The 21,173-nt window shown below is 57.7% G+C and carries 17 protein-coding genes; 8 read left to right on the top strand and 9 right to left on the bottom strand.

Translation table 11 applies throughout. The features are described 5' to 3' along the window. Positions 1–146: 146 nt before the first annotated feature. The 6 genes from AB4N43_RS02995 to AB4N43_RS02970 form a co-directional block, all read right to left on the bottom strand. Positions 147–1,457, bottom strand: a complete 1,311-nt coding sequence (locus AB4N43_RS02995) for an ABC transporter substrate-binding protein (protein ID WP_027923246.1) — start codon at positions 1,455–1,457, stop codon at positions 147–149. A gap of 211 nt (positions 1,458–1,668) precedes the next feature. Beyond that, positions 1,669–2,574, bottom strand: coding sequence for an AraC family transcriptional regulator (locus tag AB4N43_RS02990; protein WP_027923245.1), 906 nt, complete (start codon positions 2,572–2,574; stop codon positions 1,669–1,671). Between the two features lie 79 nt (positions 2,575–2,653). After that, positions 2,654–3,535 carry a PI-PLC domain-containing protein gene (locus tag AB4N43_RS02985; RefSeq protein WP_027923244.1) on the bottom strand — a complete coding sequence of 294 codons (882 nt, stop codon included), beginning with the start codon at positions 3,533–3,535 and terminating at the stop codon, positions 2,654–2,656. A gap of 126 nt (positions 3,536–3,661) precedes the next feature. Continuing rightward, the gene (locus AB4N43_RS02980; RefSeq protein ID WP_460153127.1) at positions 3,662–4,528 is read right to left on the bottom strand and encodes a phospholipase; all 867 of its coding nucleotides are present in this window, start codon (positions 4,526–4,528) and stop codon (positions 3,662–3,664) included. 144 nt (positions 4,529–4,672) lie between these two features. Further along, a complete protein-coding gene (locus AB4N43_RS02975) occupies positions 4,673–5,968 on the bottom strand; it encodes a glycosyltransferase (RefSeq protein WP_460153126.1) in 1,296 nt (431 codons plus the stop codon). 62 nt (positions 5,969–6,030) lie between these two features. Continuing rightward, the gene (locus tag AB4N43_RS02970) at positions 6,031–6,390 is read right to left on the bottom strand and encodes a response regulator (protein WP_460153124.1); all 360 of its coding nucleotides are present in this window, start codon (positions 6,388–6,390) and stop codon (positions 6,031–6,033) included. 260 nt (positions 6,391–6,650) lie between these two features. Between AB4N43_RS02970 and AB4N43_RS02965 the strand changes: the two genes are divergently transcribed. From AB4N43_RS02965 to AB4N43_RS02945, 5 genes are all read left to right on the top strand, one after another. Beyond that, positions 6,651–10,142 carry a response regulator gene (locus tag AB4N43_RS02965; RefSeq protein WP_194940017.1) on the top strand — a complete coding sequence of 1,164 codons (3,492 nt, stop codon included), beginning with the start codon at positions 6,651–6,653 and terminating at the stop codon, positions 10,140–10,142. Then, on the top strand, positions 10,142–10,975 hold the full coding sequence (locus tag AB4N43_RS02960) for a CheR family methyltransferase (RefSeq protein ID WP_027923239.1): 834 nt from the start codon (positions 10,142–10,144) through the stop codon (positions 10,973–10,975). Before AB4N43_RS02965 ends, AB4N43_RS02960 begins: the two co-directional genes overlap by 1 nt. After that, on the top strand, positions 10,972–11,565 hold the full coding sequence (locus AB4N43_RS02955) for a chemotaxis protein CheB (protein WP_027923238.1): 594 nt from the start codon (positions 10,972–10,974) through the stop codon (positions 11,563–11,565). Before AB4N43_RS02960 ends, AB4N43_RS02955 begins: the two co-directional genes overlap by 4 nt. Next, on the top strand, positions 11,559–12,740 hold the full coding sequence (locus AB4N43_RS02950) for a hybrid sensor histidine kinase/response regulator (protein WP_059182994.1): 1,182 nt from the start codon (positions 11,559–11,561) through the stop codon (positions 12,738–12,740). The genes AB4N43_RS02955 and AB4N43_RS02950 overlap by 7 nt, the downstream gene beginning before the upstream one ends. A 77-nt stretch (positions 12,741–12,817) precedes the next feature. Continuing rightward, positions 12,818–13,195, top strand: coding sequence for a response regulator (locus tag AB4N43_RS02945; protein ID WP_027923236.1), 378 nt, complete (start codon positions 12,818–12,820; stop codon positions 13,193–13,195). 28 nt (positions 13,196–13,223) lie between these two features. Here AB4N43_RS02945 and AB4N43_RS02940 read toward each other — a convergent pair whose 3' ends face one another. From AB4N43_RS02940 to AB4N43_RS02930, 3 genes are all read right to left on the bottom strand, one after another. After that, positions 13,224–14,879: an ATP-binding protein gene (locus AB4N43_RS02940; RefSeq protein WP_410921530.1), complete on the bottom strand. Its 1,656-nt coding sequence runs from the start codon at positions 14,877–14,879 to the stop codon at positions 13,224–13,226. A 14-nt stretch (positions 14,880–14,893) separates the two neighbouring features. After that, complete coding sequence (locus AB4N43_RS02935) at positions 14,894–16,396, bottom strand: ATPase domain-containing protein (protein ID WP_027923234.1); 1,503 nt, start codon at positions 16,394–16,396, stop codon at positions 14,894–14,896. Positions 16,397–16,540: 144 nt separating this feature from the next. Next, entirely contained in the window at positions 16,541–17,596 is a 1,056-nt protein-coding gene (locus AB4N43_RS02930; RefSeq protein ID WP_460153120.1) for a tetratricopeptide repeat protein, read from the bottom strand. A 184-nt stretch (positions 17,597–17,780) separates the two neighbouring features. Here AB4N43_RS02930 and AB4N43_RS02925 point away from each other — a divergent pair, with 184 nt between their 5' ends. From AB4N43_RS02925 to AB4N43_RS02915, 3 genes are read left to right on the top strand one after another with little or no spacing between them, the layout of a single operon-like run. Beyond that, a complete protein-coding gene (locus AB4N43_RS02925; protein ID WP_460153118.1) occupies positions 17,781–19,916 on the top strand; it encodes an FUSC family protein in 2,136 nt (711 codons plus the stop codon). After that, positions 19,906–20,106 carry a DUF1656 domain-containing protein gene (locus AB4N43_RS02920; protein ID WP_460153116.1) on the top strand — a complete coding sequence of 67 codons (201 nt, stop codon included), beginning with the start codon at positions 19,906–19,908 and terminating at the stop codon, positions 20,104–20,106. The genes AB4N43_RS02925 and AB4N43_RS02920 overlap by 11 nt, the downstream gene beginning before the upstream one ends. Positions 20,107–20,110: 4 nt before the next feature. Continuing rightward, entirely contained in the window at positions 20,111–21,076 is a 966-nt protein-coding gene (locus tag AB4N43_RS02915; protein ID WP_460153114.1) for an HlyD family efflux transporter periplasmic adaptor subunit, read from the top strand. Positions 21,077–21,173: the final 97 nt, after the last annotated feature.

Below are 21,173 nucleotides of genomic sequence, written 5' to 3'. Positions count from 1 at the left end.
ATCGACATGTGGGAGCGGGCTTGTGTGGCGAGGGAGCTTGCTCCCGCTGGGTCGCGAAGCGGCCCCAATAGCTTTGCGACTGCTGCGCAGCCGAGCGGGAGCAAGCTCCCTCGCCACAAAAGCCCACTCTGGATCGGTTGCGAGAGTTACTTGGGATAACCGGCGCGCTTCATCTCGCGTTCGGTGGTTTGCTGGGCCGCAGCCAAGGCTTGATCGACCGTGGTTTGCCCAATCAGCGCCGCCGAGAACGACTTGCCCACCTGGGTGCCAATGCCCTGGAACTCAGGAATGGTCACCAACTGAATACCGATATACGGCACGGGCTTGAGCGTCGGCTTGCTTGGGTCCGCTGCCTTGAGCGATTCCAGCGTGACCTTGGCGAACGGCGCGGCATTCATGTAGGCCTCGCTGTAGGTGGAGGCGCGAGTGCCGGGCGGCACGTTGGCGATGCCGTCTTTCTCCGCGACCAGCGCGCCGTATTCCTTGGAGGTGGCCCAGGCACTGAACGTTTTGGCGGCGTCCTTGGCCTTGGAGCTGGTCGGAATCGCCAGCGCCCAGGAATAGAGCCACGCCGAACCCTTGTCGGTGGTTTCGTGCGGGGCGTAGGTGAAGCCAACGTGGTCGGCCACCTTGCTTTGGGTTTTGTCAGTGACGAACGAGCCGGCAACGCTGGCATCGACCCAGATTGCGCATTTGCCGCTGTTGAACAGTGCGAGGTTTTCGTTGAATCCGTTGCTGGAAGCGCCCGGCGGACCGGATTGCTTCATGGTCTCGACGTAGAAGTTCAGGGCGTTTTTCCACTCTGGACCGGTGAATTCCGGCTGCCATTTCTCATCGAACCAACGTGCGCCATAGGCGTTGGCGACGGTGGTGATCAGCGCCATGTTCTCGCCCCAGCCGGCCTTGCCACGCAGGCAGATGCCGTACTGTTCTTTATCCTTGTGCGTGAGTTTGCTGGCGAATTCGCCGATCTGGGTCCAGGTCGGGCGCTCGGGCATGGTCAGCCCGGCCTCCTTGAACAGGTCGGTGCGGTAATAGGTGATCGAGCTTTCGGCGTAGAACGGCAGGGCGTACAGGGAGCCCTTGACAGAAAGGCCCTCACGCACCGACGGGAAGACGTCGTCCAGGGCATAAGACGCCGGTAAGTCCTTCATCGGCTCCAGCCAACCCTTGGCACCCCACAGTGCGGCTTCGTACATGCCGATGGTCAACACATCGAACTGTCCGCCCTGAGTGGCGATGTCAGTGGTCAGGCGTTGGCGCAGGACGTTTTCTTCCAGTACCACCCAGTTGAGCTTGATGTCCGGGTGCTCGGCCTCGAAGGTTTTCGAGAGCTTTTGCATGCGGATCATGTCGCTGTTGTTGACGGTGGCGATGGTCAGCGTTTGAGCGCCGAGGCTGATGCTGCTGAGGGTCATGCAGGTGAGGGCAAGCAGAGCTTTTACAGAAGGTTGCATCGTGCACTCCTTTTCTGCGACCCAAGGGTTACAGAAGGACAGTTATTGTTTTTGTGTCTTCCTGCGGCAGGAAGAATGTGCGCTGATTACAGCCCTCAATTGAAGATGAGACAAATCATCCATCGCACTTGGATCGATACTATTTTGCACTCGGGTTAGAGAAAGGCAGGATTTAACGCGCTGCACTCTGTAGCAGCTGCCGGACAAGGTGTCAGTGCTGATTTTGCTCAGTAAGGCGCTGCACTGCCAGCCGCCGGTAGTGCGATGGTGTCATGCCCTTGAGTTGCTGAAAGCGCCGGTTGAAGTTGGAAATATTGTTGAAACCCGACTCGAAGCACACGTCGGTCACCGGTTTGTCGCCATCGGCCAGCAACTCACAGGACTTGCTGATGCGCAGACGATTGACGAATTCGATGAAGCAGCGCCCGGTGGCTTGCTTGAAGACGCGACTGAAGTAAGTCGGCTTCATGCCCAAATGCTCGGCGACTTCTTCGAGCGACAGCTCCCGGGCGTAGTGGGCGAAGATGTAATCCACGGCTCGGTTGGTGCGATCGATATTATGCTCATCAGCCAATTGCGGCGTCGTTGCCCCTGACAGCAATTGAAAATCGTCGGAGGCCGCCAGCAGCTCCAGCAGAATGAAAAAGTGTCCGAGGCGGGTCACGCCTTGGGTGTCGGCGATCCGTTGCATCAGTGTCATGGCCTGGCGGATGGTGCGCTTGCATCGGAACTCGATGCCGTACTGCGCGCGCTCCAGCAGTGGCGCCAAGGTCTTGAGTTCGGCGAACACCTGATGGCCGCTTTCGAACAACTCGTCAGTGAAGTTGACCAGCATGTCGCGCTTGGGCACCACTTCGTCTTCCTCGACCTGGCTGATCCAGTTGTGCGGCAGGTTGGGGCCTGTAAGGAACAATGTCTCCGGATAGAAGTTGCCGATGTAGTCGCCGATGAACACTTTGCCGGAGCTGGCGACGATCAGGTGCAGTTCGTATTCCTTATGAAAATGCCAGCGCACCAAAGGGCAGGGGAACCCGTGCTGGCGGTAAATGATGGACAACCCGTTATGGTCATCCATCAGTTCATAGGAGGGGTCTGTCACGCGGGCTGTTCGGGTCATGTCAGGACGCTTTTCTTGTTATCGCTACCGGATCATGCCCCTTTTGGCACCTGCGATGCCAGCCTGCAATGACGATCACTTATGCCGGCTCATGCAATCGGTGCCCGTATACCGCCTTCATGCTGGTGGCACTCCAGCAATAGCGGACGATGTCCGCTTCATCAAAGAAGTCGGTGCTGATAATGCTGCACCGCGTGACCCAATCGCGAGAGCTGTGGAACCAATCGTTGATTTGATTTTTTAAGTGTTGCGGGCCACCCAGCAGCGAATAGCAGGTTGCTGGCAACGACCAGAGGAAGGTCTCGTAAGGGGCTCCCGCGAGGGTGGTCTCGATGTGTGATTTTAGATCGATGGCATCGGTGAATGCGTTGCCGTTCCACTTATGAGGAATCTGCGGCCAGAAATATTCATTGTCCAGTCCGGGTTTTGCGCGCGCCGCCAAGACGATGCGGCGCCGCGAACTGGCACGTTTGAGTTGTTCCACGGTGCTGAATGCATCCGAATAGGGAATCAAGCGCGAACCCAGGCGGCGCATCAGCAAGTCATTGAATTGCCGGTAGTCGAAAATCTTTGGCCCATCTTCCAACTGATGGAAATCGAGGACGATGAATTCGTCCGGGTTTTGAGTCAGGAATGTCGCTACCGCTTCGATCAGCTCATCAAGAATGCGGTGGGACTGAAAGCCGTTGTGATGAAAATAATAGACCGGCACTTCCGGGCCGGCGGTACAGCCGAGCCGGATATCGAATGCCCGTGCGCCGTTGGCCAGTTGCCAGGCAAATGAATCGTTCTGGCACGTCGTCCAATTGCCGACCACGACCTCGTAGTTGGGGGCCTTTTTGTCCATCCCGGCGTTGTGCGTGCCGGGCCAGACAATATCGGTCAACTTCAAATGGCCGATGTCCAGTACGTTGCTCATCCATTTTTGTGTGTCGAGTGCGGTTGCAGTGTTATAGGTCATGACGTTTCCTTGTCGGTGATTTGCCCCATCCGTGGGGGAGACTTCATGACCCAGCGTAGAAGTGCCTGCCAGCATTGCCAGTCACAGAAACACTTGCACAAAAATAGCGATTTAGTGGCGCGGCAACTAAGCATTGCGCCAGCCGGCTTTTTTCAGGTTGACGGTTTTGCAATAAGAAACCAGTTGGGATTCTTCAATGAAGTCGACATTGATAATGTTGCACTTCTCGGCCCAATTACTGGTCTTTGGATCAAACCAGGAATCAAGTTTTTCGTGTATATCTACCGGGCCGCCGAGCGCGCTGTAGCTGGTGGCGGAAAGCGACCAGGGTGCCCACGTTCCTGGCGGGTTTTTCAACACGTCAGCAATGTGTTTCTCCAACTCCTTGGCGTTGGTGATGCCACTGCCGGACCATTGGTGTTCGATTTGCCGGATAAACAAATTTTCATCAAGTGCGGGATGCCATGGGGCTGCGACCAACACCCTTTGTAGGGGGCTGATTTTTTTGAGTTGATGCAGACTCAGGGATTGGTTTTTTCTGGGGATCAGGCAATGGCCGAGAAATAGCTTGATCATATTATTGAAGTAAGCGTAATCAAACGGGTCCCCCTTCAAATCATGGAAGTCCAGAATGATGAACTCATCGGGGTTCTCCCGAAGAAAGTGTTGCACATCGGTGACAAGGTTCCCCAAGGTACGGTTATTGCGGTAGCCATTGTGGTGAATGCGAAATTTCCCTGGATCGGGTGCACCCGCGTCGTACATCAGACGAATGTCGAGTGCTCGAGCCCCATGGTTCAGTTGCGCGGAAAAGGATTGATGCTGGCAGGCCAGCCAGTGAGCACCCGGAATAAATGGCCAGGACGCTTTCCAGTCGCTGCCAGCGTTGTGAGTGCCCGGCAGTGTTAATTCAGTGAGCGACAATGTATCAATTACCGGATGGGCGGACATCCAGTTGTTGAGCGCGTCATTATTTTGAATGGCGGAATTCATGGGGTGCATCCCTGCATTGAAAGATTAAATAAAAAGACTGTGCCGAACGTGACTGAAAGTTTGCACGTTCGGCTTGGTATTAAGAAGGGGGATGCCGGGCGGGGTCAATAATACGGCTGATGCAAAATGTTTATTGTTAAAGTGTTATAGCGGAGTTCTGTTTTTTGCTTCAATCCATTGGGCCATATACTGCGTACTTTTATGGTGGTGGTGACGCAACATGCTGCCTGTAAAGTTATCACTTCTAAGTTGCGACAGATGTTGCTGGCAGTACAACAATTTATCGATCAATGCTGGACCATGTACAGACGGTTGATAGCGATCGGCCAACAACGTCCGCCCCAGGGATTGGGCTTCTATCCAAAGTGTCTCATCCTTGTACAGTCGAACCGCGCTATCGGCGAACGCCTGAGCTGTCTGGGTCACTGCGCCGGGCCAGAGATGTTCGCCCTGCATCGCTTCGGCGCCGATGGGCGTTGTGACCGTAGGCGTGCCACACAACATCGCGTCGACGATCTTGCCTTTGATACCTGCACCGAAACGCAGCGGTGCCAGACACACCCGTGCCGCCGACATGACTTGCAAGGCATCTTCAGCCCAGTTCATTACATGAAAGCCCTGCGCCGGGTTGTGCAGGGCCGTGGCCTTGGGCGGTGTGTAAGCGCCGTAGATATGCAACTGCGCCTTGGGCAATTGTTCGCGGATCAATGGCCAGATGGCCGTTTTCATCCAGAGCACCGCATCCCAGTTCGGCGCATGGCGAAAGTTACCGATACTCAAAAAATGTGCCCGGTCTGCAAACGGCAACGGTGGCGCACTGGGCGGATCGACCATCAGGGGGCACCAGTGCAACAGGTTGCACGGCAACTTGAATTGCTCGACCAGCAACTCGATTTCCACCTCGGAAATCATCAGGTTCACGTCGCAACGATACAGCGCGGCAATTTCGCGTTTGGCCAGGTCCGTATCCGCCATCAACTCGAACTCTTCGCGCAATGCCGGGGCAAACAACTCGCTGAAGTCGTTGGCGTCATCACGGTCTTTCAATCGGTCTTTGAGTCGTTGATGCCGGGCATGACGCAGACTTTGCAAATCCGACGTCTCAAGCACACGCAACGCGTCGGGGCAGTGCTTTTCAACGCGCCAGCCAAACTGTTCTTCCATCATGAACTGATCGAACAGCACGATATCCGGCGCCAGCTCGGTGATGAACGCGTCAAAGCTGCTGTTGTTCAACTCGATGGCGACTTCACGAATACCCAGCGCCGTCAGGTCCGCCCGGTGTTCACCGGTGCCGGCCGGGCTGCTGAAAGTGATGTCCCAGCCTTGCTGCAAGAACGTATCGAGGATTTGCATGACATGCCCGCTGGCCGCTGAAGAGCGGGGCTCGGGCCAAACGTAACCAATAACCAGAACTTTGGTTGCGCGGGGCTGACTCATTAACGGGTATTCCTTGGTGCGGGTAATAGGGAGGGGCAGTACTGAGAAGCAGAACTGAGAAGTCAGGCGAGCATCGACTTGACCTTGTCCCGCAACTGATCGATCGAGAACGGTTTGCCGATCACCTGCATGCCGTAAGGCACCTCAATGCTTTCGGCATAGCCGCTGGCAAACAGGATGGGCAACTCAGGGCGCAGCATTCGCGCCTGGGTGGCCAATTCTCGGCCGTCCATCACGGGCAGGCCGACGTCGGTCATCATCAAATCGATGTATTGGTCTTCGTCGTTGAGAAACTCCAACGCCTGTTCGCTGCCATCCGCTTCAAGGACGTTGAACTCCAGCTCCTCCAGCACGTCAACGATCAGCATGCGCACAATGGCATCGTCTTCGACTACTAAAATGATGGAGGCGTCGGTGGACATAATGGTTACTCGCAAAGATTGAATTCAGGGGGGCCGGTCGATTGAAATCACCGGGCTCTTGCATGAGTAAGTGGCGGATCCCGACAAGTTCCCAGCGTTGTGCAAAAAAGAACAGCTGTACAAGATGGCAAGGATAACCGCTCCCTTCGCGCTCGCGCAGCTAAATGCGGGATTTACCCTGATACAAGGCAGAAAATTGGATCAACGTTCTTCTTTTGGGGCAAACTCCGTGCTTTTGAACAGTTCGACAAGGCCTCCCCATGACCACTGCGTCTTCGGTAGATGAGCAACGATTCCGCAAACTCCTGAGCCGCAACGTCAGCCTGCCATTGGGCGTCGGTGTCATCAGCGCGGTATTTTTTGTTTCGCTGATCACTTATCTGTTGTCGGTAATCCAATGGGTCGAGCACACCGACCGGGTGATCAATAACGCTAATGAAGCGGCCAAGTTGACCATCGACCTGGAAACCGGCATGCGCGGTTACCTGCTGACCGGTGACGAGCACTTTCTTGACCCCTACGAAACGGCCAAGCCGAGAATAGCGGTGGCCCTTGATACCTTGCTTGAACTGACCGCCGACAACCCGGCGCAAACCGATCGCTTGCGTCGTCTGCAAGCGTTGCAGAGCGAGTGGGCGAGCTACGCGCAATCGATGATCGATTTGCAGCGTAACAGCGGCGATTATCGCGGTGCGGTCAAGGCCGGGCGCGGTAAGCGCCTGACCGATGAAATCCGCAAGCAGTTCGAAGACGTGGTCGACATGGAGCAGCAGCTGCGCGCCACGCGCAGCGACGAAGTGCGCCGTACCACGCTCTGGAGCATCGGCCTGTACCTGCTGTTCGTCGCCGGTGTCAGCGCCATGCTCGCCTTCATTGGTCGACGCGACCTGCTCAATCTCTCGCAAATCTACAGTGCCAACCTCGCGGCGCAGCAATCCAGCGCCTTGCGCCTGGAGCAACAAGCCTGGCTGCGTAACGGCCAGACCGAGCTGGCCGAACAAGTATTGGGGCAACTGAGCCTCAATCTGTTGGGTCGCAACATTCTGCAGTTTTGCGCGCAGTACCTGGGCACCGCCGTCGCCGCCATTTATGTTCGCGAAGACCACGGTGGCCTTAAGCGTATTGCTTCCTACGGTTTCTCTCGCGAGCAGGAAGAGCGAAATCAGCAGATCTACAGCGATGAAGGCATCGTCGGCCAGGTCGCGAACCAGGCCCGCCTGATTCGTCTGGATGATGTGCCGAGCAATTACTTCAAGGTCAGTTCCGGCCTGGGCGAAGGCCTGCCGCACAGCGTGCTCGTAGTGCCGACCAGTGACGACGACCGGGTCAACGGTGTGATCGAGCTGGGCTTCTTGCGTCCGTTGTCTGATCGTGACATCGAGTTGCTGGAGTTGATTGCCGGCAACATCGGCACCTCCATCGAAGCTGCACGCTATCGCCAGCGCTTGCAGGAGGTGTTGGCCGAAACCCAGCAGCTCAACGAAGCGCTGCAAGTGCAGCAAGAAGAGCTCAAGACCGCCAACGAAGAACTCGAAGAACAGTCGCGGATTCTCAAGGAGTCCCAGGCGCACCTGGAAACCCAGCAGGTGGAACTCGAGCAGACCAACGAGCAGCTCGCCGAGCAGGCGCAGATCCTCGCAGACCAGCGCGATGCCATGGATCAGAAGAACACCGAGCTCAACCTGGCCCAGGTGCAGCTTGAGGACCGCGCCCTGGAGCTGCAGCGCTCCAGCAAGTACAAGTCCGAGTTCCTCGCCAACATGTCCCACGAACTGCGCACGCCGCTGAACAGTTCGTTGATCCTGGCCAAATTGCTCGCCGAAAACCCTCAGGAAAACCTCAGCGCTGAACAGGTGAAATTCGCCGAGTCGATTTATTCCGCCGGTAATGACTTGCTCAACCTGATCAACGACATTCTCGATATTTCCAAAGTCGAGGCCGGCAAGCTGGAGATGCGTCCGGAAAACGTCAGCGTCGAGCGTCTGGTTGACGGCTTGCGCGGGATGTTCGAGCCGATGGCGGCTGACAAGCACCTCGCGTTTCACGTTGAACTGCAACCCGGTGCGCCGAAGATGCTTTTCACCGACCGCCAGCGTCTGGAACAGGTGATCAAAAACCTGCTGTCGAACGCGGTGAAATTCACCGAGAAGGGCTCGGTCAGCGTTACCGTGGCCTCGCAACCGAATGAGGGCGTGGCCTTCATCATCCGCGACTCGGGCATCGGTATCGCCGAAGACCAGCAGGACAGCATTTTCGAAGCGTTCCGTCAGGCGGATGGCACCACTAATCGCCGCTATGGCGGCACCGGCCTGGGCTTGTCGATTTCCCGGGACCTGGCGGCGTTGCTTGGTGGTTCGATCAGCGTCAGCAGTGAGCCGGGGCAGGGCAGTGTGTTCACGCTGGTGTTGCCTCAGCAATACGTCGAGCCGGGCGACGAGCCTGTCGAGCCGATGCAGGCTTCACCCGTCGCAATCACCCCCCGCGCGGCACCGGCGGAGTTGGCTCCACTGGTTGCCCCGGTTGATATTCCTCGTTTCAACGACGACCGCGGCCAGGCGCCGTTCAAGACACGGTGCATTCTGATCGTGGAGGATGAGCCGAACTTTGCGAACATTCTTTTCGACCTCGCGCACGAACTGGGCTATCAGTGCCTGGTTGCTCACGGGGCCGACGAAGGGTATGACCTGGCCAAGGAGTTCATTCCCGACGCCATTCTGCTGGACATGCGCCTGCCCGATCATTCCGGGCTGACCGTGTTGCAGCGCCTGAAAGAGCACGCCGAAACCCGGCACATTCCGGTTCACGTGATTTCCGTTGAAGACCGGGTCGAGGCCGCCATGCACATGGGCGCCATCGGTTACGCGGTCAAGCCGACGACTCGCGAAGAACTCAAGGATGTGTTCGCCCGCCTCGAAGCCAAGCTGACCCAGAAGGTCAAGCGCGTGTTGCTGGTGGAAGACGATGATCTGCAGCGCGACAGCATTGCCCGGCTGATCGGTGACGAGGACATCGAAATCACGGCGGTAGGCCTGGCTCAGGACGCGCTGGACCTGCTGCGCACGACGATTTTCGATTGCATGATCATCGACTTGAAATTGCCGGACATGCTCGGTAACGACTTGCTCAAGCGCATGTCCACGGAAGACATCTGCTCGTTCCCGCCGGTGATTGTCTACACCGGGCGCAACCTGACCCGCGATGAAGAGACCGAACTGCGCAAGTATTCGCGCTCGATCATCATCAAAGGCGCGCGCTCGCCTGAGCGTTTGCTGGACGAGGTCACACTCTTTCTGCACAAAGTCGAATCGAAGTTGTCCCATGAACGGCAGAGGATGCTCAAGACCGCGCGCAGCCGCGACAAGGTCTTCGAGGGTCGCAAGGTGCTGCTGGTGGACGACGATGTACGCAACATCTTCGCCCTCACCAGTGCACTGGAGCAAAAGGGCGCAGTCGTGGTCATTGGCCGAAACGGTCGTGAAGCGATTGAAAGGTTGAATGAAGTCGAGGACATCGATCTGGTGTTGATGGACGTGATGATGCCGGAGATGGATGGCTTCGAAGCCACTATCGAGATCCGCAAGGACCCGCGCTGGCGCAAGCTGCCGATCATTGCGGTGACGGCCAAGGCCATGAAGGACGATCAGGAGCGCTGCCTGCAGGCCGGCTCCAATGATTACCTGGCCAAGCCTATCGACCTGGATCGTCTGTTCTCGCTGATTCGCGTGTGGTTACCGAAGATGGAACGCATTTAGTGGAAGGCATTTATTCAGTGGAGCGAAACAGCGACATCGAATTGCGCTTGTTGATCGAGGCGATTTACCTCAAGTACAGCTACGACTTTCGCGACTACTCCGGCGCGTCGATCAAGCGTCGGGTGAATCATGCGCTGGTTCAGTTCGAGTGCAACACCATCTCGGCCTTGCAGGAAAAGGTCCTGCACGACCCGACGGCGTTCATGCAGTTGCTGCAACTGCTGACGATCCCGGTCAGCGAGATGTTCCGCGACCCTTCGCACTTCCTCGCGATCCGCAAGGAAGTGGTGCCGCTGCTCAAGACCTATCCCTCGATCAAGATCTGGATTGCCGGGTGCAGTACCGGTGAAGAAGTCTATTCGATGGCGATTCTGCTGCGTGAAGAAGGCTTGCTGGAACGCGCCATCATTTATGCCACCGACATCAACCCACACTCGCTGGACAAGGCCCGGCAAGGGATTTTCTCCATGGAGAATGTCCGGGCCTACACTGCTAATTACCAGCAGGCCGGTGGCCAGTGCTCGTTCGCCGATTACTACACGGCGGCCTATGGCTACGCCATTTTCGACAAGAGCCTGTGCGAGAACGTGACCTTCGCCGACCACAGTCTGGCGACGGACAGTGTCTTTTCAGAGACTCAGTTAATTTCGTGTCGTAACGTATTGATTTATTTTAATAAAAAACTTCAGGATCGTGCGTTCGGATTGTTTCATGAGTCGCTGTGTCATCGCGGGTTCCTGGTGTTGGGCAGTAAGGAAACCCCGGATTTTTCGGCCTTCGGCAACCAGTTCGAGCCGCTGGTCAAACAAGAACGGATCTACCGCAAATCATGAACAACGCTGCAGCTGTTCCTTCTATTGAAGCCATCGTGATCGGCGCTTCGGCCGGCGGCGTAGCGGCGTTGCTGACTATTCTCAGCCCGTTGCGCGAAGGCTTCGCGCTGCCGATTATCGTCGTGTTGCACCTGCCCGACGAGCGTAGCAGCCTGTTGGCCGAAGTATTTGCGCGCCGGGTTTCGATGCCTGTTCGGGAAGCGAGCGATAAAACCCGGATTGAAGCCGGGACGTTGTATTTCGCCACGCCCGGTTATCACCTGTCGGTGGAACATGACCGCAGTTTCTCGTTGAGCCTGGAAGAGCGCGTCCACCATTCGCGACCCGCCATCGATTACCTGTTCGAGTCCGCTGGCGACACCTACGGTTCAGCACTGGCCGCCGTGTTGTTGACCGGGGCCAACCGTGACGGCGCTCGTGGTTTGTCCCACGTCAAAAGTCGCGGTGGAATGACCATCGTGCAAGACCCGAATGAAGCCCAGGTCGCAACCATGCCCCAGGCGGCGCTGGATATTCATGAGCCGGACCATATTCTCCCTATCGGCGGCATCGGCCGTCTGCTTGTCGAGCTGGAACGAATAGCATGCTAAGTAACATCCAAGCCAAACTGCTGATCGTCGACGATCTGCCGGAGAACCTGCTGGCGCTCGAAGCGCTGATCAAGCGCGAAGACCGCATGGTCTACAAGGCCTTGTCCGCCGACGAAGCCTTGTCGCTGCTGTTGCAGCACGAATTCGCCATGGCGATTCTCGATGTACAGATGCCCGGCATGAACGGCTTCGAGCTGGCTGAATTGATGCGCGGCACGGAAAAAACCAAAAACATCCCGATTGTGTTCGTCAGCGCCGCCGGCCGGGAGTTGAACTACGCGTTCAAAGGCTACGAAAGCGGTGCAGTGGATTTCTTGCACAAGCCGTTGGACATTCACGCGGTCAAGAGCAAGGTCAATGTGTTCGTCGACCTGTACCGCCAAAGCAAAGCGATGAAACAGCAGGTTGAAGCGCTGGAGCAGAGCCGTCGCGAGCAGGAAGCGTTGCTCAAACAATTGCAGAGCACTCAACTGGAGCTGGAGCAAGCAGTGCGCATGCGCGATGACTTCATGTCGATTGTCGCCCACGAAGTGCGCACGCCACTCAACGGCCTTATTCTTGAAACCCAGTTGCGCAAGATGCACCTGGCCCGGGATAACGCCTCGGCGTTCACCCTGGACAAGATGCACGCCATGGTCGACCGTGACGAGCGGCAGATCAAAAGCCTGATCCGCCTGATCGAAGATATGCTGGATGTGTCGCGCATTCGCACCGGCAAGCTGTCGATCCGTCCCACAAAGTTCGACCTGGTGCAATTGGTCGGCAATCTGTTGGATAACTTCAAGCCGCAAGTCGAGGCCGCCGAGTGTTCCACGCGCTTTACTGCCGAGCAGCCAGTGGTCGGCCACTGGGATGAATTTCGCATCGAGCAAGTGATTTCAAATCTGCTCACCAACGCCTTGCGTTATGGTGGCAAAAGCCAGATTGATGTGCGGGTGTACGTACAGGACGGTCAGGCGCGGGTCGAGGTGCAGGATCAAGGGATCGGCATCAGTGAAGAAAACCAGAAGCGTATTTTTCAACAGTTCGAGCGTGTTTCCGCCAAGACCGTGGTCGCGGGGCTGGGTCTTGGACTGTTTATTTCCGAGCAGATTATCGCCGCCCATGGCGGTTCCATCGCCGTCGAGAGCAAAATCAACGAAGGCGCTCTATTTCGCGTTTGTCTGCCGCTTTAGGAAATGAGCCAGATAAACGCAACCTCTGAGCGACCCCACGGTCGTATCAGCAGCTATTGACCGAACAAAGGCTTCCCATGAGTGAAGATGCACAAGATGTAGTACTTGTCGTCGAGGATGACCCCTCGATTCTGATGGTACTGTCCGCGTACTTGTCGGGTGAAGGTTACCGGGTGCTGCAAGCCGAAAATGGCGAGCAGGCCTTTGAAATTCTGGCGAGCAAGCCACACCTGGACATGATGATCACCGACTTTCGTCTGCCCGGCGGGATTTCCGGCGTGCAGATCGCCGAGCCGGCAGTGAAACTGCGACCGGAACTCAAAGTGATTTTTATCAGCGGTTATCCGCAGGAAATCCGCGAGACAGACAGCCCGATCACCAAGACCGCGCCGATCCTGGCCAAGCCATTCGACCTGAATGAACTGCAAGAGCTCATGCAGCGAATGCTGTCCTGAGCTCTTTGCCATAGGCCCTCGGGGCGCATCAGATACTGATCATCTCCCGCACCTTGGCCGTCAGCAGGTCAAAGGTGAAGGGTTTGGTGATCATCTGCATGCCGGGGTCCAGAAACCCACCCCGCACGGCCGCGTGTTCGGCATAACCGGTGATGAACAGCACTTTCAGGTCAGGCCGATACTGCCGACCGATTTCCGCCAGTTGCCGGCCGTTCATGCCCGGCAGCCCGACATCGCTGATCAACAGATCAATCCGTTGCGCTGAATCAAGAATCGGCACAGCACTGTCGGCATCACCGGCTTCCACGAAGGCATAACCCAACTCACTCAGCACGGCACTGACCAGCACGCGAACCGCCGGGTCGTCTTCGACAATCAACACGGTTTCACCGTCCTGAGCATAAGGCGCCTGCTGGATGTCCATCAGGTTTTCCTCGGCCTGGTCCCCGCCGCTGTAGCGCGGCAAAAACACACTCACTGACGTGCCGTGACCCACTTCGCTGTGGATGGTGACGTGACCGTTCGACTGCTTGCTGAACCCGTAAATCATCGACAACCCCAACCCGGTGCCCTGACCAATTGGCTTGGTCGTGAAGAACGGGTCAAAGGCACGACTGATCGTGCTTTCGGCCATGCCACAGCCCGTGTCGGTCACGCGCAGCACCACGTAATCACCGGGCTGTAGATTACCGTGGGCCGCAACGAATCCCGAATCGAGCTTTTGATTGGACGTATTGACCACCAGCGTGCCGCCTTCGGGCATGGCATCGCGGGCGTTGAGCACGAGGTTGAGCAGGGCGCTCTCGAGTTGATTGGGATCGGCCTCGGCCACCCATAAGTCATCGCTCAACTGCATGTCCAGATGAATACTTTCATTGATGCTGCGTTGCAGCAGTTCGCCCATGGACACCACGAGGGTGTTCATTTCCACGGGTTTGGAGTCCAGTGATTGACGGCGCGAGAATGCCAGCAGCCGATGAGTCAGGCCTGCGGCGCGGTTGGCAGAGGTCACGCCCAGGTCGATCAACCCGTCGAGGTCCTCGGTGCGTCCTCTGGCGAGGCGCCGACGCAACAACTCAAGGCTGCCGATGATGCCGGTCAGCATATTATTGAAGTCATGGGCAATGCCGCCGGTAAGCTGGCCGACCGCTTCCATCTTCTGGGATTGTCTGAGGGCTTCTTCGTTGTGGCGCAACTGTGCAGTGCGTTCCTCGACTTGTTGTTCGAGGGTTTCGAGGGTGTTTTGCAGGCGCAGTTCACTTTGGCTCAGATCGATCAACCGGTCCCTGGCTTCATACTGTCGTCGACGACCGCGCAACGCGGTGGTGACGAGGCTGATCAAGGTCACCGGATGAAAAGGGCGCTCAAGAAAGGTGACGTTGCCTAATTGCGGGCCGAGTCGTGACGCAGGGTTCTGCTCCGGGCCACCGTGGTGCGTCAGTAATACAATCGGCAGATCGGACCAGGCCGGTTGCTGATCGATCAGCAACCGCAGAGGGTCAAGATCACACCCTATCAGGGCTTCCGAAGAAATCAGCAGCAGGCCGGCACCTTTGACCAACTCCCCGCACAGCGCCACCAGATCCCGGGTCACAATGCCTTCGAATCCCGCCTCGTTGAGCATCATCAGCGCAATCTGGCTGTCACGTCCCAGTGGCGCGAGAATGATTGCGCGCTCAGACATAGCCTCGACAATACTCACCGGACATCGTCCTGGAGCAGCGGTTGGCTGGCGCCCAGATAGGTCGGTACGCCGCGCAATACGCCCTGGAACGCATCCAAAGGTTCACCGATGGTCATGCCCCGGCTGCCGATGCGGTATTCGCGAATGGTCGATTCGTGGCTGCCGGTGCGTTTCTTGATGATTGAGATCGCCCGGCGAACCTTGCCCAGGGCTTCGAAGTAGCGCAACAGGATTACCGTGTCAGCCAGGTACGTGATGTCGACCGGCGCTTGCATGTCACCGACCAGCCCATGTTGGGCGACGGTCATGAACGTCGCAGCGCCTCGGCGATTGAGGTACAGCAGCAACTCGTGCATGTGCAGTACCAGCGCATTTTCCTCAGGCATCGCGGCCTGATAGCCATTGATGCTGTCGATCACCACGGTTTTGATTTGACGTTCATCGACACAGCGGCGCACCCGGTGGGAGAACTCGCCGGGGGACAGTTCGGCGGCGTCGACTTGCTCGATCAGCAGGTTGCCGGTGTCTTGCAGGGCCTGCAGGTCGATGCCCATGTTTTTCATGCGCTCGAACAGTAACCCCAGCTCTTCATCGAAAATGAACAGCGCGGCTTTTTCGCCACGCGCCACGGCAGCGGCGGCGAAGATCATCGAGATCAGCGATTTGCCGGTACCGGCCGGCCCCAGAATCAGCGTGCTGGAACCGGTCTCGATACCGCCGCCGAGCAGAGCGTCCATTTCTTTGATGCCGCTGGTCAACTGTTGGCGGATGTAGCCACCTCGGTGTTCGGCCGCGACCAGGCGCGGGAATACGTGCACACCGTCGCCCATGATGGTGAAGTCGTGATAGCCGCCGCGATACTTCTGACCGCGGTACTTCACCACGCGGATGCGGCGGCGTTCGGCGCCATAGTTGGGTGTGAGTTCTTCGAGACGAATCACGCCATGCGCGACGCTGTGTACGGTTTTATCGAGGGATTCGGTGGTCAGGTCATCCAGCAACAACACGGTAGCGTCGTAACGCACAAAGTAGTGTTTGATCGCCAGAATCTGCCGCCGATAACGCAGTGAACTCTGGGCCAACAGGCGGATTTCGGACAGGCTGTCGAGCACCACGCGCGTCGGTTTGACCCGCTCGACCACTTCGAAAATCTGCTTGGTGGCTTCACCCAGTTCAAGGTCCGAGGAGTACAGCAGACTCTGCTGGTGCTCGGCGTTGAGCAGGCTTTCCGGCGGGGTCAGTTCGAAGATGTGGATGTTCTCATCCAGCTCCCAGCCATGGGACAGGGCGCCTTGACGCAGCTCACGCTCGGTTTCTGACAAGGTGATGTACAACGAGCGTTCGCCGGCTCGGGCGCCGGCCAACAGGAAATGCAAAGCAACGGTGGTTTTGCCGGTACCGGGTTCGCCCTCCAGCAAAAATACATGTCCACGAGACAAGCCTCCGGCCAGGATGTCATCCAGACCTTCGATGCCGGTGGCGGCTTTTGCACTGAACAGCTCGGTTGATGTAGACAAGAAAAACCCTCTCATGACCAGGGGAAGCGAGGCAGCAGGCTTGAGGTGCCTGTTTGGACTGCCTTTTCTCTTGACCTTTGGCCGTGACGACGGTTCAACCTTTTTGCAGAACTGACCTTCGGCAGCTGCTACAGAGGGGGGCTGTTACAAGCCTTGCTGCAACGCGGGGTCATCCGGGTTGAGCTGTTCCAGCTGAGCCAACAGGATCTGCACGTTCTGCAACTGTCCGCTTTCTTTCCAGTAATTGATCAGCAGCACACGCGCCTTACGGTCGGCCGGGTGGCGCTGGACGATCTCTTGCAACTGCTTCTGCGCGGCTTCCAGCTCCTGCTCAAGGTGCAAGGTGGTCGCCAGGTCATAGCGATAATCCTTGTTGTCGGGCTCCAGCTCCACAGCTTTGGCAAGGCCGAGCACGGCAAACTCACTTTGCCCGTGATTCAGCAGCCAGAGCCCCAGGGCATGTTGCAGGTAGGCCGAGTCGGGCTGCGTTTTGAGCTGTTTCGCCAGCAATTGGCGTGCGGCATCGCTTTGGCCCTGGCGGTCGAGCACATCGATCTGCATCACCAGCGCCGGCAGATTGCCGGGGTCCAGCTGTAATGTGCGATCCAGCGCTTCTTGTGCCTCTTTCAATTCGGCGTTGTGCAGGTGCAGGCGCGCCAATTGATATTGGTTTTGCGCGCTGGGTGGCTGACTGTTAAGGGCCAGTTCCCAGGCATCGATGGCTTGCTCCAGTGGCGCGAAATATAACCCCAGGTCATCCGGTGACAGTCCCAACAGTGCATTGACGGCGGCAAATCGCACGCTTTCTACGCTGTCATCGAGCAATGGGCCGATCAACAAGCTGCGTTGGCCGGCAGACACCAGGCCGCTGATGCTCTTTATGGCGGCGATCCGTACGTTTTCATCCGGATGCTGCAGGTCCGCATCCGCCAGTTTCAAGGCCTGCGGGCTTGGGTAGTTGGGGAGTTCGGCGAGCAACCAGATACGCCGCTTGGGCGACAGATCAGGTCGCCCCAGTTGCTGATATAACACCCGTGCGGCACCCGGCTGACCGGAACGGGCCTGGGTCAACGCTTCGCTGTAACCGCGCTTGATCGCTTCGGGCACCTCAGGCGTTGTGCTGCGCAGGAACAACCAGGCCATAACAATGGCAAACAGCACACAGAGACTGATGAGCAAGTAGCGGCGGGACTGGGGCATGCAGGAATCCGGGAGCTGGCAAGCTTGTGCAAAGGCCGTCAGCTTCGGTCAGCTGGGGCTGTGAGTCAAACCCTGAGGGGGCTCAATGTCGAGGATTTTGCCTACAGCTTGCGTCGACATCGAAACCTGTCGAGGCCTTGAAGCAGTGACTACGCTTGCTGAAGGTGAATCGAAGGGAGCTCCCATGCAACCGCTGCTTCAATACTTCAAGGCAATCCTCAACCCCGGGCCCGGTGTGCTGCTTTTTGCCTTGAGAACCATCGCCGCCGGGCTACTAACCCTGTACCTAGCGTTCCTGTTCGACCTCGATCAGCCCAAATGGTCGATCATGGCGGTGGTCATCGTCAGCCAGCCATTGGGCGGCATGGCGCTGGCCCGCAGTCTCGGGCAGGTCATCGGCACCACCTTGGGCGCTGTCGCGGCAGTCGTGATCATGGCGATCTTCCCCCAGGCGCCGTTGCCTTTCATCATTACCCTGGCACTGTGGCTGGCACTGTGCACCGCTGGTGGCACCTTATTGCGCTACACCAGTTCCCAAGCCTTTGTGCTCAGTGGTTACACGGCGGTGGTGGTGGCGCTGTTGGCCGTGCCTGATCAGGACGGCACCTTCCTTTTGGCGGTGACGCGCTTGACCGAGACGCTGCTGGCGGTGGCGTGTGTCTGCGTCGTCAGCCTCCTGACCGCACGACCCGAGACCGTGGCCCGGAGCTACTTCGCCAAGATCGATCAGGTGATCAAGTTGTTGGCGACTCACGCCGCGGCGGTCATTCGAACCGAAGAAAGCGAAGCCGATTTTCATCGCAGGCAAATGCAGCTGTTAGGCGAAATCAGCGTTCTGGAAGGATTGCGCCGGCACCTCTATTACGATGCCCCACGATTACGCAGCGCCGATGAGCTGGTGCAACTGCTGGGAAACCAATTGGTTTTACTGACGTCCCGGCTGACGGCGCTGCGCCACCAGCGTGAGCTGCTGACCGAGCGCTGGGAGGGGGATTTGCCCTTGGAAATACAGCATTTACGCGCCGAAGAATTGGCGTTTCTCGATGAGCTGGCCCAAAAGGGCCGCTCGCTATCGGCCGATGCGCGTCATCATTTTTCGGCATTGCAGCAGCGTTTCGACGATCAGGCGTACAAGGCAGAACAACTGACCGAAACAATGCCGGCCACATTGCGATCGCTGGCGTGGGCCCTGCGTTGGGAGCAGGCGCGGTTGCTACAGCAACTGGAACAGATTCTGGAGCTGAGTGACGCCATTCAGGAGGAACGCCAGGCCAGTTGCGTCTACCGGGGACAGGCGAATCCGCTGCATCTGGATTTCACCCTGGCGGGGATGAACGCCATTCGAGCCTTTATTGCATTGCTGGTGGCCGGACTGATCTGGATCGAGACCGGCTGGGACGGAGCGCGGGGCGGCATGGTGCTGGTCGGGATTCTTTGTTCGCTGATGGCAACCTTCCCCAGACCGCTGCTGGCGGCGCAGAGCTATGCAAGGGGGCTATTCCTGGCGTTGATTGTGTCGGCGCTTTATCAATTCATGCTGGTGCCCATGATCAGCAATTTCGAGCTAATGGCCTTGTTGTTGGCGCCATTGCTGTATGCGGTCGCGGTGGGTCTCTCCACGCCGGCAACCACCGGGACAGGCATCGGCTTTGGTCTGTCGACCTTTCTGTTGTTAGGTCCACAAAACGTCGGGATCGGCCAGAACAGTGCGATTCAGTGGTTCGAGTTTGCCGGAGCTTACGTCAGCGCAACGGTCCTGGCATTGAGCGTCTTCGCCTTGATCTTCCCGTTCAGGCCTGTTCTGCGGATTCGCCGGCTGTTCAAGGAAAACGCGGAGCAGGTCTACGCCTTGATGAAGACGCCGGCTACCGATGCACAGCAATTTGCCTTCGAAAGCCGCATGGTCGATCGACTGACCATGATGCTGGGGTTGTTGCCGGCGACCAGCGATAAGCAGTCCGACGAGTTATTTCAGGTCAGCCTCGGGTGCATGGCCCTGGGCGTTGCGTTGAACCAGCTCAGGCAACAGGGGCAGGGCAATACCTTATTGAGTTCGGAGCAACAGCAGCGGTTGTCGGCTGCGGTCCGCGATTGCGCAAGATGGGTGGCCGGGCGGTCCGGGACAGACCCCGATCGGCTGCTTGGGGAATTGCGCGTACTGGGCGACGAATTGGACGATTTGCACCTGATGGTTCACGAGCACTTGTGGTCGGTGTTCCGAATGCGCGTGGCGCTGCTGATCGTGGAGTCGTTCGTGCGGCGATATCGCGAATACTTTCAACCGGTAGTTGCAACAGGAGTGCCGGTCCTTGCCCATTGATTTTGAACTGGGTGGCGTGTACTTGCCGCCCATCGCCCAAGCGCTGTTATTGGCGCTGCCGATTTTTCTGGCGCTGGACTGGGTGTTACGCCGCCTCGGTGTGCTGCGTTTAGTCTGGCATGAAGCTTTATTCGAGGGCGCGTTGTATGCCTGCGTGTGCGCGACGTTGATTCTGGTAATGGGAGCCTGATGCCTTGAAGAAATTTCTTCCCCGACTCGCCACACTGGTCGTTGTGCTGTTGGCCTTCATTCTTGGCTGGTTTGCCTGGGAGCATTACACCCGAGCTCCCTGGACACGGGATGCACGGGTTCGCGCTGACGTGGTGACGTTGTCTGCCGATGTCTCGGGGCGCATCGTCAAACTGGGTGTACAAGACAACCAGCATGTTGAAAAAGGCCAGCTGCTGCTGGAAATCGATCCGGCTCGCTACACCCTGGCCGTGGATCGTTCCAAACGCTCGGTGGAAGTGGCGAAAGCTTCACTGGGGCAGTCACAGGCGGCGATCGTTGCCAGCGAAGCACTGCTCAAACAGCGGCAGAGCGAGGAGCAACGCCGGCGTACGTTGAAGGAACGCTCGGCCGTCTCTGGTGAAGAGTGGGAAAAAGCCAGCACGGAAGTGGCTGTGGCTCAGGCCGATCTGCTGCGTAACCAGGCCATCCTGGTGTTGGCTCAGGCTAACGTGCAACTGGCCATCGCAGCATTGACCCAGTCCGAACTGGACTTGCAACGCACTCGCGTTGAATCGCCGGTCACCGGTTTTGTCACCAACCTGCTGACCCGTCAAGGCGACTACGCCACCGCTGGCGGCCCGTTATTGGCACTGGTGGACAGCGATTCGTTTTATGTCAGCGGTTACTTCGAAGAGACCAAGTTGCCGCGAATCGCAGAGGGTGACCGGGTCGACATCAAATTGATGAGCGGCGAAACCTTTGGCGGCACCGTGCAAAGCATCGCTTTCGCCATCGCCGACCGGGAAAACCTGCCGGGCGGACGCTTGCTGGCCAACATCAACCCCAGCTACACCTGGGTCAAACTGGCGCAACGGGTGCCGGTTCGGATAAAGATTGATGATGACTATGCCGGCAAAAACCTCCTGCGCGCCGGCACAACTGCCACCGTAACCGTCCTCGAAAACCGCACCCCCCAAGATCACCGCTAACCCCCCTGTAGGAGTGGATTCAAGAATCAGCAGACAAAAAAAAGCCCCGCGACCGAATGAGACGCGGGGCTAAAAAAATGGTCGGTTGCGGCCAACC

The organism is Pseudomonas sp. S2_B07, from assembly GCF_054668435.1.
Note: the sequence above shows the minus strand (reverse complement) of the source record. Positions and strands in the feature narration are given on the sequence as shown.

Coding starts and splice junctions, on each gene's coding strand:
- AB4N43_RS02995 (WP_027923246.1), bottom strand. CDS start 1,457: ATGCAACCTTCTGTAAAAGCTCTGCTTGCCCTCACCTGCATGACCCTC.
- AB4N43_RS02990 (WP_027923245.1), bottom strand. CDS start 2,574: ATGACCCGAACAGCCCGCGTGACAGACCCCTCCTATGAACTGATGGAT.
- AB4N43_RS02985 (WP_027923244.1), bottom strand. CDS start 3,535: ATGACCTATAACACTGCAACCGCACTCGACACACAAAAATGGATGAGC.
- AB4N43_RS02980 (WP_460153127.1), bottom strand. CDS start 4,528: ATGAATTCCGCCATTCAAAATAATGACGCGCTCAACAACTGGATGTCC.
- AB4N43_RS02975 (WP_460153126.1), bottom strand. CDS start 5,968: ATGAGTCAGCCCCGCGCAACCAAAGTTCTGGTTATTGGTTACGTTTGG.
- AB4N43_RS02970 (WP_460153124.1), bottom strand. CDS start 6,390: ATGTCCACCGACGCCTCCATCATTTTAGTAGTCGAAGACGATGCCATT.
- AB4N43_RS02965 (WP_194940017.1), top strand. CDS start 6,651: ATGACCACTGCGTCTTCGGTAGATGAGCAACGATTCCGCAAACTCCTG.
- AB4N43_RS02955 (WP_027923238.1), top strand. CDS start 10,972: ATGAACAACGCTGCAGCTGTTCCTTCTATTGAAGCCATCGTGATCGGC.
- AB4N43_RS02950 (WP_059182994.1), top strand. CDS start 11,559: ATGCTAAGTAACATCCAAGCCAAACTGCTGATCGTCGACGATCTGCCG.
- AB4N43_RS02945 (WP_027923236.1), top strand. CDS start 12,818: ATGAGTGAAGATGCACAAGATGTAGTACTTGTCGTCGAGGATGACCCC.
- AB4N43_RS02940 (WP_410921530.1), bottom strand. CDS start 14,879: ATGTCTGAGCGCGCAATCATTCTCGCGCCACTGGGACGTGACAGCCAG.
- AB4N43_RS02930 (WP_460153120.1), bottom strand. CDS start 17,596: ATGCCCCAGTCCCGCCGCTACTTGCTCATCAGTCTCTGTGTGCTGTTT.
- AB4N43_RS02925 (WP_460153118.1), top strand. CDS start 17,781: ATGCAACCGCTGCTTCAATACTTCAAGGCAATCCTCAACCCCGGGCCC.